The sequence below is a fragment of the Agarivorans albus genome, from assembly GCF_019670105.1.
GTDB lineage: Bacteria > Pseudomonadota > Gammaproteobacteria > Enterobacterales > Celerinatantimonadaceae > Agarivorans > Agarivorans albus.
On the sequence record NZ_AP023032.1, the window covers coordinates 3804350 to 3819858 of the forward strand.

Sequence of the window (15509 nt, forward strand, 5' to 3'; positions counted from 1 at the left end):
ACAGAGCAAGCAAGATTACTCAGTACTCTGGCTAGCCTTTTCGTTAATTTAAGTTCAAGCCAAATCACTTGCCAGCATCGTACTATCTTCACTAACTTGTTCAGCCATTGTCAGCATGGCATTTAATAATACCGAGCAGCCCGCCTCACACTCTTCTTGGGTTGTGCTCTCAATTTCGTTATGACTAATCCCATCTAGACAAGGGGTGAAAATCATTCCAGTAGGCGCAAAGTCGGAGACATAACAGGCGTCGTGTCCGGCACCAGCGATAATATCCATATGGCTGTACCCCAGTTTAGCCGTCGCGTTTCTTACGGCTTCGACACAAGCCTTGTCAAAGTGGATCGGCTCATAATACCAAAACGGATCCAGCTCAATTGCTACTTCAGTTTGCGCGGCTAACTCAGCAACAAAATCACTCAGCTCTTTATCCATAGCACTTAGTTCTTCATCCAAGGGATGGCGTAAATCAATACTCATTTCAATTTTACCGGGAATGGTATTTCTAGAGTTGGGCGTAACATTAACAAAGCCTACGGTTCCACATCCCGGAGGGTGAGCTTTGGCAATGTCTTCTACCTTTTGAATGAGCTGAGTACTGGCCAACAACGCATCTTTACGCAAGTGCATTGGAGTAGTACCAGCATGTGACTCTCGACCCGTTAACGTAGCATTAAACCAGCGCTGCCCCTGACCTCCGGTCACTACACCAATCTGTTTTTCTTCTGCCTCTAAGTAGGGACCTTGTTCAATATGCGTTTCGAAAAAGGCATGGAACTGTCTACCTGTTACTGGAACATCTCCGGCAAAACCTATTCGCTGCAGCTCGTCACCTAAACGCAAACCATCAACATCACGACTGTCCAATATCTCTTGCAGACTAAAGCGGCCAGACACCACCCCAGACCCCATCATTGCTGGTGCGAATCGCGAGCCTTCTTCATTGGTCCATACCGATATTTCAATAGGGTGTTTGGTTTTAATGCCAAGATCATTGAGTGAGCGCACCACTTCTAATCCGGATAGTACGCCAAAAACCCCATCAAATTTACCACCCGAAGGTTGGGTATCTAAGTGACTGCCTGTTCCAACAGGCGCTAAACTCATATCCTCACCGGGGCGTACACAAAATATGTTGCCAACCTGATCAACACTTACCGTACACCCGGCTTCTTCAGCCCACTTAATGTAAAGCTCGCGACCTTGCTTATCGAGATCAGTTAAGGCTAAGCGCTTGCACCCCCCTTTGGCTGTGGCACCTATTTTTGCCATTTCCATTAAACTGTCCCACAAGCGGTCACTATTAATTTTAAAGCTACTCATCATGGCCTCCAATAACCAAAATACGCCTAGTACTAAGCAGTGAAGTAACAAATCAGTTCTATACGAGGTGGACACATGCAAACTACTGACCACGCGGACAGGATATAAACCATAAACACATAAACCATTGATTTATTTAAAAATAAATAAAACACATACAAATAACATCAGTAAAAACAGTTAATTCCCGAGTAAATCGCTCAGTTTTTATGCACTAATATTGGGCTTAACCGCCCAGCCTTGAGGCGTTAGCCTTCTTTACCAAGCTCGACAAACACTGCCACTTTAAGCACTCAAGCCAAGTAAGTACGCGGCTTACAGCACACTCAAATACAACTTCTGTCCATATGGTCAGCAGATTGCATAAACATAGATACCTCAAAAGAGATAGGAGAACACCTCAAGCATGGTGTTGTCTTTAAGCAAGTCGAAATGGAGTTTGTGAGCCATGAGTTTATTAATAAAAGGTGGAAAGGTAGTAAACGCTGATCAAAGCATATTTGCCGACGTTTACTGTGAACACGGTTTGATTAAAGCAGTAGGCGAGAACCTAAGCGTTCCCGACGATACCGAAGTCATCGACGCCAAAGGTAAGCTGGTGATGCCTGGAGGTATCGATCCGCACACTCACATGCAACTTCCATTTATGGGAACAGTGGCAAGCGAAGACTTCTATAGCGGCACTGCTGCTGGCTTGGCCGGCGGCACTACCATGATTATCGACTTTGTAATTCCCAATCCTCAGCAACCCTTGATGGAAGCGTTTAATACTTGGAGAGATTGGGCTTCGCGCTCGGTAGCTGACTACTCTTTCCACGTAGCGGTAACCTGGTGGGACGACAGCGTATACCAAGATATGGGCCTGTTAGTTAACGAACATGGCGTGAACAGCTTTAAACACTTTATGGCATATAAAAATGCCATTATGGCGGAAGACGAAACCTTGGTGAACAGCTTCAATCGCTGCTTAGAGTTAGGCGCTATGCCTACGGTGCATGCGGAAAATGGCGAGCTTGTCTATCACCTGCAACAAAAGCTGCTTGAAGCTGGCATGACCGGCCCAGAAGCTCACCCCCTTTCTCGGCCTACCGAAGTAGAAGGCGAAGCCGCCAACAGGGCGATCCGTATCGCACAGTCTCTAGGCGTACCTCTGTATTTAGTGCACGTTTCATGTAAAGAAGCGGTAGATGAAATAGCCAGAGCTCGCCATGAAGGCCAGCGAGTTTACGGCGAGTGTTTAGCCGGACATTTAGAGTTAGATGACAGCGTTTATCAAAGCACTGATTGGGCGACTGCGGCAGCTCATGTTATGAGCCCGCCTTTCCGACCTAAAGGTCACCAAGAGGTATTATGGAAAGCACTACAGGGTGGCACATTACAAACTACCGCCACTGATCACTGCTGTTTTTGTGCTGAGCAAAAAGCGGCAGGGAAAGATGATTTTAGCAAAATACCCAATGGCACTGCCGGCGTAGAAGACCGAATGATGGTGCTTTGGGATTCGGGCGTCAATCAAGGCCGTTTAAGCGAGCAAGAATTTGTGGCGGTTACATCGACTAACTCGGCCCAAATATTCAATATTTACCCACAAAAAGGCAGCATTGCTGCGGGCTCAGATGCCGACATCGTTATCTGGGATCCTCAGAAAAAACATACCCTCTCGGCCGCCACCCATAACCAGAAAATTGATTTTAATATCTTTGAAGGGCGCACTGTAACCGGCGCTCCTCACATCACTATTAGCCAAGGTAAGGTGGTATTTAAAGATGGTCAGTTGTTTGTAGAGGAAGGAGCCGGGCGCTACATAAAACGACCTGCTTTCCCTTCTATTTTTGATGCCGTGGAAAAATTTAATAAGGCAAATACTCCAGTGCCAGTACAGCGCTAACTATTTACCGAGTTAATAGCAAGATAGAGGGACAACAATGCTAGCAATTAAACAAGTCATGGATGAACAAACAATAGACCAAGCTGCTGAACTCAAACGTTCAATGATTTCGATAGAGGATCTGTCGCTGGTGTTTACTACCAACGACGGCCCAGTAAATGCCCTTTCAAACATTAACTTGAATATTAACGAAGGCGACTTCGTTTCATTTATTGGGCCATCAGGCTGCGGTAAAACCACCCTGTTGCGGGTAATTGCCGACTTAGAACAAGCCACTTCTGGCAGTATCAAAGTAGACGGCACTTCTCCTAAAGACGCCCGACTTAATCGACTTTATGGCTACGTATTTCAAGCACCGGGCTTGCTACCGTGGCGCACCATTCAACAAAACTGTGCCCTGCCAATGGAGATATCGGGTCGGTCTGGTGCTCATCAACAAAAGCAGATTGATAAAAACCTGAAAATGGTTGGCCTACAAGACTTTCACAACAAGTTTCCTTGGCAGCTATCAGGAGGCATGCAACAACGCGCCTCAATAGCCCGTGCTTTATGCATTAATCCGCAATTACTGCTAATGGATGAGCCCTTTGGAGCTCTAGACGAAATTACCCGTGACCACATGAACATGGAGTTACTACGCATCTGGCAGGAAACACAAAAAACCGTGGTATTTGTCACCCACTCTATCGACGAAGCGGTGCTTCTCTCCACCCATATCGTGGTGATGTCGCCGCGACCTGGGCGAATAGTAAAAGTGATTGAGAGCCCCTTGCCTAGGTTAAAAACACTGGCATTACGCGACCAAGCGGCTTTTCATCAATTGGCTGCCGAAATTCGTAGCGCCCTAGCCAACGACCATGCCATTGATTAGATTCATGGGAGAGTAGTGATATGAAAAACCTCAACTTCCGCGCCAATTGGCTACCAGTCGTCAGTATGATTTTGGCCATTATTGGCATTTGGTATATCGCTGCCTTGCTGATGAATGGTAACCAGCTAATCAACCAGCTAGAACGGAAAAAACAACAGTGGACATACAGCCAAGTTATTAGCCAAGCCTATCAAGTAAAACGCCCCATGCTGCCGGCCCCACATCAAGTAGCCTTAGAGTTAAAAAAGTCGGTTTTTGATACGGCAATTAGCTCTAAGCGCTCCTTAGTTCACCATAGCTTAATCACCTTAAACTCGACCATGCTTGGTTTCCTTTTGGGCTCTGTTGTAGGCATTGTGATTGCCATTGGCATCGTTCACAACAAGACCTTGGAAGCTAGTTTAATGCCTTGGATTATTGCTTCCCAAACCATTCCAATACTCGCTATTGCCCCAATTATTGTGGTGGTATTAGGTGCGTTAAATATCACCGGGGTATTACCTAAAGCGGTTATTTCTATGTACTTGTCTTTCTTCCCGGTCACCATTGGCATGGTAAAAGGCTTGCGCGCCCCAGACACTCTGCATGTAGAACTCATGCACACCTACAATGCCAGCGCTCTACAAACCTTTTGGAAACTTAGATGGTATTCGGCGCAACCTTACTTATTTGCCAGTTTAAAAGTGGCCATTGCGGCCGCATTAGTAGGGGCCATTGTTGCCGAACTGCCAACAGGTGCTCAGGGTGGGTTGGGCTCTCGCTTGTTAAGTGGCTCTTACTATGGCCAAACGCAACAAATTTGGGCAGCGCTGATCATGGCAGCACTCCTTGGCTCATTACTGGTATGGATAGTTAACCTAGCAGAAACCGCCTTGCTAAAACGTCGTGGAGGGCTGAGCAATGCCTAAGTATGTTTTAACCATCGTTTACCTCAGCCTGTTGGCCGGCCAACTAGCCTTAGTAAGCTCGAGTGAGCAAGGCTTCTATCAACAATCGCCAGCCTTGCTTATGCTGCTTGCGGTATCTGCTTATGCTGTTTCTGCCTTACTCAGTCAACTCACTCAACTGGCCGAAACTCGCCCTAGCTACGCTGCTGTTACGAAGGTACTTGTGCCTAGCTTGTTTGCCTTTATGCTACTGCTTACTTGGCAAAGCATAGTGGTAGGCTTTGCCGTCTCAGCCGTGTTGCTGCCAGCACCTAGCGATATTTTTTATAGTTTAACTAACAACTTACCGATGTTTTGGGCCGACTTTAAGCAAACTTATTTAAAGGCGGTTTTGGCGGGTTACCTCCTAGGTTGCAGCGCTGGATTCATAGTTGCTCAAGTGGCAGTAAAAAACCGGTTTTTGCGAGCAGGTTTAGTGCCATTGGGGAACTTTATGTCGGCGATCCCAATTGTTGGTATCGCGCCTATCATGGTGATGTGGTTTGGCTTTGATTGGCAATCAAAAGCCGCAGTGATTGTAGTTATGACATTTTTCCCAATGTTTATTAATACGCTTGCGGGTTTACAGTCAACCGACGCCATTCATAACGACCTCATGCATACCTACGCTGCTAACAAGTCACAGATTTTTATAAAAAGCCAACTACCACAGGCTTTGCCGTTCATTTTTAACGCCTTAAAACTCAACTCTACGCTGGCACTCATTGGCGCAATTGTGGCTGAGTTTTTTGGCACACCTATCGTAGGTATGGGCTTTCGGATTTCTACTGAAGTAGGCCGAATGAACATGGATATGGTTTGGGCCACGATTGTTGTTGCAGCAATTGCGGGGTCCTTAAGTTACGGAGCCTTGGCTCTTTTAGAAAGGTCATTACTGTTTTGGCATCCCGCTTTTAGAGGAAGCCATAAGCGCTAATTTACACACTCAGGCATTGTTGTAATAAAGGGAATTAACTATGAATAAGAAACTGATTTCATTGGCATCAGGCGCTGCATTACTTGCAGCTAGTTTTGGGACATCTGCAGCAGAGAAGCTGACTTTACAGCTAAAGTGGGTAACTCAAGCTCAATTTGCTGGATACTACGTAGCGCTAAACAAAGGTTTTTACCAAGACCAGGGAATTGATTTAACCATTAAACCAGGCGGACCCGACATAGCCCCAGCACAAGTGCTTGCCGGTGGCGGAGCCGACGTAGTGGTCGACTGGCTACCTTCAGCACTAGCAACACGAGAAAAAGGCTTACCACTGGTTAACATAGGGCAGATTTATGGCAAATCGGGCATGATGTTAACCTGTTTGAAATCTAGCGGAATTTCTAGCCCTGCCGACTTTAAAGGCAAAACTTTAGGAGTGTGGTTTTTTGGTAACGAATACCCGTTCTTGAGCTGGATGTCTAAACTAGGCTACGACACAACGGGCGGCGAAGATGGAGTTACAGTTCTAAAACAGGGATTTAATGTAGACCCCATTTTCCAAGGCCAAGCAGATTGTGTTTCAACCATGACTTACAACGAATATGGCCAAGTGTTAGATGGCGGTTTAAGCAATGAAGAACTGATGCTGTTTAAGTATGAAGAAGAAGGCGTAGCCACTTTAGAAGACGGCTTATATGTACTAGAAGACAGCTTAAAAGACAGTAAGAAACTAGCTACTTATGCCAAGTTTTTAAAGGCAACGATTCAAGGCTGGGAATGGGCGGCAGCTAACCCTAAAGAAGCAGGCCTAATAGTATTGGATTACGATGATACTGGCGCTCAAACAGAAGAGCACCAAATTCGTATGGCTAACGAAGTAGCCAAATTACTGGCCAGCAGTGATAAAGGTATCGGCTACTTAGACCCAGCAGCCTTTGACCGCACTGTGAACGTTCTACTGGATAGTGATTCGACGCCGGTAATCACCAAAAAACCGGAAGGCGCGTACACTCATGCAGTCTTCGAAGCCGCGGCAAAACTATAAAAAATAGTCAGATCTCGCTAATCCAAAGGCTGCTTAATGCAGCCTTTTAACTATCTGCTGGTAACGACTTCTCACTTATACCAATCACACTAAGTAAATAATCAGAAATAACGCAGGATAAATACTCGAGAATAAGCCAGGATTTTTCGATAAGTAGTTATTCTACAATCAAAAATTCTAACGCAGTTATCTAGTATTTTATCCAGATAGAATGAACAGTTACTTAGTACGATTGGTATTAAGACTTAAGTGTCCGCCCCGCCCTTCTAATCGGCCACATCAGCAGGCCGCCAAACAACAAAGCGGCCAATCCACTATAGGCTAAGAATAATGGCTCTAAAGATATACCAGGTTTGAAGTTAGCGAGTACTTTTTCAAGCGTTTCCCAGCGCTGAGGGCTAAACATGTATTTGGCTTTCTGATAATAAGTGCCTTGCTCAAAGACTATAATGGCTTGGTTCAGCTCCTCGTATTCATACATGGTTTGCTGTTTTTGCTCGGCGTCTGTGCGCACCGCCAAGTTAGAGTTATTCTTAAAGTCATCAATCATCGCGTCAATGCTTGAGTATTGGTGCAACTCGGCATTCTGTTGAAAGTTGTCCACTTGCTGTTGCAATACATCATGTTGGCCACTGACAAACTGCAAGTAATGATTGCTTAACAGCGGCAACTGCATAAAGCCCAACAGCAGAACCGCAAATAAAACCTTGTCTATGGTATTAACCAACAAACCACACCCTCTTAACAACCAATGCTAGACAAGAACAATAAGCGAAGTCAGAGCTTACTTCAAAGCCATTGATTGATAACACCCACCAATAAGCACGTGAAACAAGATTGCTTGTTTAAGCTATTTGATTGAAGTCCGATTGGGCTAAATGATGACACATAAAGGGAAAACTCCGGCATCAAAACGCAAAAAAGCCGTCACTAGGACGGCTTTTTCTAAATATGGTACAGAGGCCGGACTTGAACAATGCAATTAACGTATTGATTTTAAATCATTAAAAATCAATGAGGTTGGCAAAGGGTTACATTCAGGGTTACTTAAACTAATCGTCAACTTAAAATAATAAATAAACTACACCCAGATTACTCAATTCAAACTAAATTTATGCGTATGCATCCCCCACACATTACTAATCTGCCTTACAACTTCTATCATTGGTTTTCTGTCGGTGCAGCAACAAAAAATTACTTAGCAACCAATAAAACAGCCTTTGCTCAACTAAGCCTGAACAATCCTTTTACAATCGCAGTGCAGCCGTCACTTTCTGTTGCTCATTACACAAATAACTCACCCGATAATAAGATGCCTCAAAGCCTGCTAGCGAAATAACCTGATTAGCCGGAATAACCTCTCCAGCAGTATTGGTGATCTCTTGTGCGAAGCTGACTGAATTAGCCACTTTTAAATTAGCAATAACTGGTTCAGGCAAACCGTGGCTTAAATCCACCGCTAAGGCCTTACCATCGAGGTACAAGGTTTTATGTTGAGCGCTTAAAATGTTGTGTTCGACCCTTACCCCACCCTCGGCAGCACAACTAAGTTTGAATATGCCGTAATGCTTAACCAAACCTACCAAGCCATGAATGTTCGATTTAAGCACTCCCGCACTAGTGAACAGTTCTTTATAGGTGATTTGCGCATTGTTACTAATGGTTTCGTTGGGTTGGTTTTTAACCCTAAAGCTGTTGTAGGCAAACAAGCTAGGAGACACAAGCAATGCGAACAAGCCCAGCCAAATAATCGATTTCAAAACCCACTCCTTGTAATGACCAATTTGTTGCATGTTGCTTCCCTAGTTGATAACGCTTAGTTCAGGCTATCAACCACTGAGCCTTGCTTTACTTAACGCAGCACATCCTTGTGCTTTATCTGGCGCTCTTTACACTTTAAAACCCAATACCAGCTCATTTTGCTGATGGGCTAATTCGTCGAGCTTATTACTCACTTTAGCTACAAGCTTCATTGAGTGAGTATTGGAATCAGCAACGTTATTAATATCCTCCAAGCTACGAGCAATCATATTGGCGGTAGTCGTTTGCTCTTCAGCGGCATGAGCTATTTGATAGCTCATTTGGCTAATTTCGGCGATGCTGGTTTGAATATCATTCATGGCTTTATTAGCTTGCTCTGAATGCTCCACGCTGTTTTGCATTTCACTCACACAGCGTTGAATCACTGCGTTAGCATCTTCTGATTTATCTTGTAAACCTTGGATCATTTCTTCAATTTCGCTGGTTGCATCAGTGGTGCGTTTTGCCAACACTCTCACTTCGTCGGCCACTACCGAGAAGCCACGCCCCTGCTCACCCGCCCTAGCAGCTTCGATGGCGGCATTTAGCGCTAATAAGTTGGTTTGCATCGCTATTTGCTGAATTACGTCGAGAATAGAGCCAATGTCTACACTCATTTGCTGCACCGCAGAAACCGCGTCTACCGACTCATTAAGTTGACCAGATAGGGTATTAATAGTGGCTGTGTTGTTGCTCATTACTAAACTACCGGTGCGCACTGCAGACTCTACATCGCCCACCTTTTGCATCGAGCTTCTCGCACTTGCCTCTACATCTTTAACTGAGTGCTCCATTTCGGTCATGGCGGTCGCAACAGTAGCCGTTTGATGGCGCTGCTCGCCAAGGCGATCACTTGATTCCGACATAGCAGACTGGTTTTGCGCAGACACTTCGGCCAGGTTAGTAGAAGTTACCCCAAGCTTTTGCAAAATGCTCTGCAAGTGACTCGCTAAGGTATTAATGTGCGCGCCCAATTGTTCAAATTCGATAAAGCTATGGTTATCCACTCGCTGGCGCATATCACCAGCGGTAAGCGCTTCTAAGGTCTGCAGCATACTGGCTAAAGGCTTGCGCACGTTACGAGAGAGGATCCACGCCAAAAACAATAAGAAGACACTCACCACGCCACCAATAACAAAAGCATGCTGGTAACTATCGCGGTAAATAGATTCGGCACTATCTATAGCGCTATCTTTGAGTACGTTAGCCGCTTGTCTAAACTCGCCTAAAATGGCTAGCGCGCTATCTACCTCTTCGGCCAGCACTGCAATATTTTGATACAGTAAGTTGCGTGATTTAACCGAGCGGTGATGTAAGTCTAATACCCCACCCTTTTTGCCTACGTCTTGAATAAACTGTTCAGTTGCTTGGTCAAAATGCTGGCTAAGTTCGGGCAATTGTGTGGCTAGGCCTTGGTAAGAAAAATTAAGCCTGGTAACACTTCGCTTATTGTTTTTGATTGCCTCGGCAATGGCTTTCACATCATCACTAGCCAAGGCATCTGAGGTAATGGTTTCGGTTTGTTTTAGTTTTTCAAAATAGCTTTTAGCCATTAGTTTTATGGCTAGATCATCTTGGCTATTTACAAACTCGCTCATGCCTAAGCGCAATTCGGTTTGCAGTTGTTGAAAACGGCGAGCGGTTATTCGGCGCTCACTTTGAGCAGAAAGTTGGTTACGGTAGTTAGCCATAGCCAGTTTAGATTCGGCAAAATAACGTTGCTCTAGTTCTTCTAATGCAAACAGTTGCTCAGTTAGTGAAGAACCTTTAGGTGTAGCTTGCTTAAGTTTTGCCAGAGCTGCTAAAAATGCTTGATGGTCTTGCTCAAATTTATCGGCAAACTCTTGCTGCTTGGCGCTGTTTTCCGTGGTAAGAAAATCTTTAAAAGTTTTATCGGCAATCAGCAAGTTTACACTGGTGAGATTGGAATAGGTGACTAGAGGAAGTGCATCGGAGTTCACCATCAGCAGTTGCTGGTGAACCCGACTAGTGCCATTAAGCATTAAAACAACAGTAACAATAAACAGCGACACCATTACCGCAAAGCCTAAGTACATACGCCTTACCAAAGAGGTATTGCGGGCTTTTTTATTTGAGAACAATCTAATCATACATCACCAAGAATTTACTATGTTGACAATATCCATAACAACGACATAACTAATTACCAGTAAAATAAATACTCCTATCAAAACCATTATCTGACTCCTAAGTTGGCAAGTAGTTAAAAAAGGACGAGACAAAAGCGCTACTAAATACAGTCCTACACAAACAGTATTCGTGGTTACTTAAGCTAGCGTGCAATTGTTCAGCTCTCTATTGCTCGCTGCCTAGTTAACCGCGTTATTGCCTCGCCTACCCCAATAAAAAGGTAAAGAACGAAAGGAAACGTTTTGAACTAGCTAGAGCCTCTAATTAAGTAGAGGCTCTAAAGGGTTTACCACCACACGTCGGCTTGGAAACCTAAGATGAAGTCACTATCTGATTCACCCGATTCGTTAGTATGAGTCCACGACTTAGGCAGATATGTAGCTAAGAAACGAATTTCTGGAGCAGGTCCCATACCGGTAGGTAAGATGAAGGTTGGTGCAACCGTAATTTTAGACTGGTTAGACGTGGCGCCACTCCAGTTGTTATGCACATAACCTAATTCACCCTGCACGTAGAAGTGGTCACTTACTGGGAACGTTGGGCGAACCATTGCAGAAATCCAGTAGTCGTAACTACCTAGATCATTTTCGTGGTGGTCATTGTATTGACCTTGAATAGACGGGAAGAAGCCAATGCCATTATCTAAGGTGTAACCGCCCCACAGTAATAAACGTGCCGAGGTATCTTTCTCATCAACCATAGTTAACAAGCGGTTGGCATCACCACCAGCAGACGCTGAACTCCAGGTCCAATCTGGGTGTTCACCTTGGAACTGCGAACCAGGGTGGTAAGCGTTATAAGAAGTGATAGTACCTGCTAGCAAGTTGCCCGAACCTAAACCTTTACCGGCTTGAGCAATAATTTTAGAGAAGCCATTACCAGGAATACCAAAGAAGCTATTAAGGGTATAAATAGCGGTTAAATCGTAGCCCGTTTCGGCCCACTCTTTACCATCCATATCCCAGTTATCTGGCATGGTTTTATACATAGCAGACAGTTCAAGCGCGCCATAAGTCACACCAAATTGAAAGGCATGCATGATGTTATTAAGGTTTTCTAAATTACCTGCATCGTCAGTCGCCCAACGGTCAATATCAGGGTCTACGCGATCACTGGCAATGTAGGCAAAATCCAGCAGTGCATCACCCACTTCGTAGCCAGTAATACCTACACCGGTACCCGACATATCACTGTAGAAAAAGTCGGTCATAAAGATGTAGTTATCTTTACCGTATTCTCGTTTACCACCCCAGAACACGCCACTTGAGGACATGCCATCAAACTCGATAAATAACTGGCCAAAACCCATTTGGAAGGCATCGGCGCTGGCGCTTAGAGAACTCTCCTGGCCGTAGTCGCCTAAGCCAACATTTACTTTAACTGAGCGGCCATCATCAAAGGCCCAAGTATTAGCAAAGTTAAGGCTAGCATCGTTATCGGCTTCCAAGCCTAAACGACCTAAGGTTTCTTTTTGGCCTGCAAAATTAGATTTTTTAAAATCGTTTTCGGCACTTGTTAGTAGCCCTGCACGAAAGTAGCCATGAAACTCAAAACCTTCGGTAGACGCATTAGCACCACCAGAGAGAGACAAGCTAGACACTGCAGCTAAGCACGCAAGCGATAGTTTAGACAATTTCATTTTAACTCCATTAAAAGTCAGTATTTTCCATATAAAACAACCATCAAAAAGTAAGCGCTTTCTTTTCTTGGCTAAAAAAATGAAAATCTCTAATGCACAAAGCTCACAAAACAGCCACAAACGGCTTAATGAGACAAAGACCAGTAAAAACACATTAAAAAACTTTCATTTTTAGTATAAATATTTAGCAAATAACATAATGTGACCGCCCCCACACAAAAAGAAAGCGCTTACTATTTGAATTTAAATGAATTAAATATATATAAATCAAAGAGTTATATGAATAAAATCAAGCTAAGTGGAGATAGGTTAAGAATTTTGTAGCAAATTCACACTCTACGTTACCAGCGGGCGCAGTTAACTAGAGTGTGAAGAAGGTTATAACTAAACTTTACTGTGCTTTTACAGCCTTAACAAAAACCTCATTGGCATTCACTAAACCTGCTTGCTCAGCGTCTTTAACTATTTTTAGAGCTTTATCATAGTTCCCATCGGCAACTGCTTGCTGAATAAGTTGCTCAAACATGGCCGCTACCTCTGGTTCTATGCTAGATATTTGCGTATTGCTACTGGCTGAGTTAGCGGAAATACTATCGACACTAGATTGACTAGGTTCTACCTTTACAGCGCTATTGCTAGTTGTAACTACCGCAGCTGCAGCAAGCGCATCAGCATTTTGCTTCTCTGCTGGGACATAATCAAAAGCGAGGCGAGCGGCGCCAATGGCAGTATGTGGTACAGGCTTGTTCATATGAATCTTCATATTTACATCTACTCTGCCAGTTTCTGCGGCCTTACTGTCTGGTGGGTTCAGCTTAGTTTGCTGCTGCATTGCTTCGGTGGTAGTAAACACCAATAGGTATTTCGCCTTTTGCTGGTCTCCGTAGCGGCTCGGCAGCAATATATTGCCGTAATAACGATCTACGCTAACAATAGAGCTGGGATCGTAGTTAATCGTAGTGTCGTCGAATAACTGCAAAGGTTGATGATCTTCATCAAGCACCAAAATCGATGGTACAAACACACTATTTACTATAGGGGCCGATACATCAATATTGGTTGCTCCTTGCGCATTAGGTAGCTCAAATGCCTTTACAAAGGAGCGCCCAGAGCTAAAGTTAAATACCGGGTCACTGGCCGTAATAGTAAAATCTAACTTGCCTGGCGCAGTAACTAATTGGTAATCAAGCTGCTTTAAAGATTCACAACATATTGCAGCTTGCTTTAAGGCTGCATAACCTTCTTCTGGCGCAATTTTCTGAATATCTTTGGTATCGTCAGTTCCGTAGTCAACAATCATGCTTTGATTATTACTACAAGCGGTCAAGGCTAACACTATACTTGCGGCCAAAATTGTTTTCATAACAGTTCCCTTTATCTCTAGCAATGCACGCCACACCGCGTGCTACGGGCCTTCCAGCCCTGCCACTTAGTACCTATAAATGTGTTCCGCTTAGCATTTTAGAGTAAAAACACCGACAAACTTCACGTTCAACACATCAAAGTAAGCGCTTTCTTTTTATCAATGTAATAATTCTGCTGCCAAATACAAGGCAAATATTAATCAATAACGCGTTTTGTGAGATGCCTACCAGATAGCATTACTGCGCCAAGCAATACCAGAGGTAACAAAAGTAATGAAGTATTGTCGACAAGAAATCTACTATCCCTTGTTGGTGGTATTCACCATAAGCCTTATGTTGTGGCAACAGTTTGGTATGAACATGTCGCTAAACTACCCGGTTGATCAGCACTTTAATGCGACGGCACTTAACGATGACATAAATGGGGGAGCATCTGTTGGTACTCTTAAGGTTAACGATGCCAATGTCACTTTGCACTGCAAAACCGTAAACTCTCATACTTTTCCATTTTGCAGTATGTTAATTCCACTTAAAGCCAAGCTAAAACAATATGCCGACTTATCTAAGTTTGACACTTTAACGATAGACTTAACCACCGTTGATCTAAGGCGCGACACTGTGCTGATTTACCTGCTCAATAATGAGCAAGACTTACCAAATGGTAATGACAGAATCAGCCATACTCGCGCCAATATTCAAGCCATCAACCCAACCATTGGACGCGCTCAATATCAATTAGCGTTAAATCAGTTTTATGTGCCATCTTGGTGGGTATTTGCCAAACCCTACGGTATAGACACTGGTGCTAGGTTAGATAATGTAGAGTATTTACAAATTGCGACTGGCGACAATCGTTCACTTAAAGATTTAGAAATTACCCTGCATGCCTTTAGCTTTAGTGGTAAGTGGATAAACGCTAGAGATCTGTACTTTTTGCTGCTGTCGCTATGGATTGCCAGCATAGTGGTACATGCTATTTTCCTTGCCGGAAAAATGCGCAATAAATACATAATATCGAAAAATAAAACTGAAGAGCTTAATAAAATCAATAGCTTTTTGAGCATTGAGCGCGATAAATATAAAACCATGGCAAAGCACGACCCCCTCACTAAATTGCTTAATCGAGCCGGCTTAAGTAGCACACTCTCCACATTGATGAGTGAGTTCTCCCATTCATCTAAAGCAGCCAGCTTAATCATGTTTGATATTGACCACTTTAAACAAATAAATGATCAACATGGTCATGATGTGGGAGACCAAGTATTAGTATCTATCAGTCAGCAAGTAGCAGAGGTTATTAGAGGCCAAGATGTATTTGCCCGCTGGGGCGGCGAAGAGTTTGTGATTGTGTGTCCCAATACCCAGTTAAAAGGGGCTTGTGTATTAGCCGAAAACATTAGATCACTTATCGCGAACAGCCCGTTAATAGAGCAACAACAAGTAACCAGCTCCTTTGGCGTTGCACAGCTAAACTCGGCCAACATTGATACTTGGTTTAAGCGTGCGGATGAAGCGCTATATAAGGCCAAAATGAATGGCCGAAACAAAATTGAATTTAGTTAAAT

The 15509-nt window shown here is 44.0% G+C and carries 12 protein-coding genes; 6 read left to right on the forward strand and 6 right to left on the reverse strand.

The window, feature by feature from the left end; translation table 11 throughout:
- Positions 1-54: 54 nt before the first annotated feature.
- Positions 55-1326: a Zn-dependent hydrolase gene (locus K5620_RS17295; RefSeq protein WP_040307114.1), complete on the reverse strand. Its 1272-nt coding sequence runs from the start codon at positions 1324-1326 to the stop codon at positions 55-57.
- 445 nt (positions 1327-1771) lie between these two features.
- On the opposite strand from K5620_RS17295, the gene hydA reads away from it, so the two are divergent.
- The 5 genes from hydA to K5620_RS17320 are packed head-to-tail and all read left to right on the forward strand — an operon-like array spanning position 1772 to position 6990.
- On the forward strand, positions 1772-3211 hold the full coding sequence (gene hydA / locus K5620_RS17300) for a dihydropyrimidinase (RefSeq protein WP_016401613.1): 1440 nt from the start codon (positions 1772-1774) through the stop codon (positions 3209-3211).
- A 37-nt stretch (positions 3212-3248) separates the two neighbouring features.
- The gene (locus K5620_RS17305) at positions 3249-4082 is read left to right on the forward strand and encodes an ABC transporter ATP-binding protein (protein WP_016401614.1); all 834 of its coding nucleotides are present in this window, start codon (positions 3249-3251) and stop codon (positions 4080-4082) included.
- Positions 4083-4102: 20 nt separating this feature from the next.
- Entirely contained in the window at positions 4103-4990 is an 888-nt protein-coding gene (locus tag K5620_RS17310; protein WP_016401615.1) for an ABC transporter permease, read from the forward strand.
- The gene (locus tag K5620_RS17315; protein WP_016401616.1) at positions 4983-5945 is read left to right on the forward strand and encodes an ABC transporter permease; all 963 of its coding nucleotides are present in this window, start codon (positions 4983-4985) and stop codon (positions 5943-5945) included. Before K5620_RS17310 ends, K5620_RS17315 begins: the two co-directional genes overlap by 8 nt.
- A 40-nt stretch (positions 5946-5985) precedes the next feature.
- Positions 5986-6990, forward strand: coding sequence for an ABC transporter substrate-binding protein (locus K5620_RS17320; protein ID WP_016401617.1), 1005 nt, complete (start codon positions 5986-5988; stop codon positions 6988-6990).
- Positions 6991-7228: 238 nt separating this feature from the next.
- Here the strand turns inward: K5620_RS17320 and K5620_RS17325 are convergent, their stop codons facing one another.
- The 5 genes from K5620_RS17325 to K5620_RS17345 form a co-directional block, all read right to left on the reverse strand.
- Complete coding sequence (locus tag K5620_RS17325; RefSeq protein ID WP_215426390.1) at positions 7229-7717, reverse strand: DUF2937 family protein; 489 nt, start codon at positions 7715-7717, stop codon at positions 7229-7231.
- Between the two features lie 520 nt (positions 7718-8237).
- Positions 8238-8750, reverse strand: a complete 513-nt coding sequence (locus K5620_RS17330) for a hypothetical protein (RefSeq protein ID WP_016401619.1) — start codon at positions 8748-8750, stop codon at positions 8238-8240.
- A 129-nt stretch (positions 8751-8879) separates the two neighbouring features.
- Positions 8880-10901: a methyl-accepting chemotaxis protein gene (locus K5620_RS17335; RefSeq protein WP_016401620.1), complete on the reverse strand. Its 2022-nt coding sequence runs from the start codon at positions 10899-10901 to the stop codon at positions 8880-8882.
- Between the two features lie 326 nt (positions 10902-11227).
- Positions 11228-12580: a carbohydrate porin gene (locus K5620_RS17340; RefSeq protein WP_016401621.1), complete on the reverse strand. Its 1353-nt coding sequence runs from the start codon at positions 12578-12580 to the stop codon at positions 11228-11230.
- A gap of 391 nt (positions 12581-12971) precedes the next feature.
- A complete protein-coding gene (locus K5620_RS17345) occupies positions 12972-13943 on the reverse strand; it encodes a MalM family protein (protein ID WP_016401622.1) in 972 nt (323 codons plus the stop codon).
- A 274-nt stretch (positions 13944-14217) separates the two neighbouring features.
- Here K5620_RS17345 and K5620_RS17350 point away from each other — a divergent pair, with 274 nt between their 5' ends.
- Positions 14218-15507, forward strand: coding sequence for a GGDEF domain-containing protein (locus K5620_RS17350; RefSeq protein WP_016401623.1), 1290 nt, complete (start codon positions 14218-14220; stop codon positions 15505-15507).
- The last annotated feature ends 2 nt before the right edge of the window (positions 15508-15509 follow it).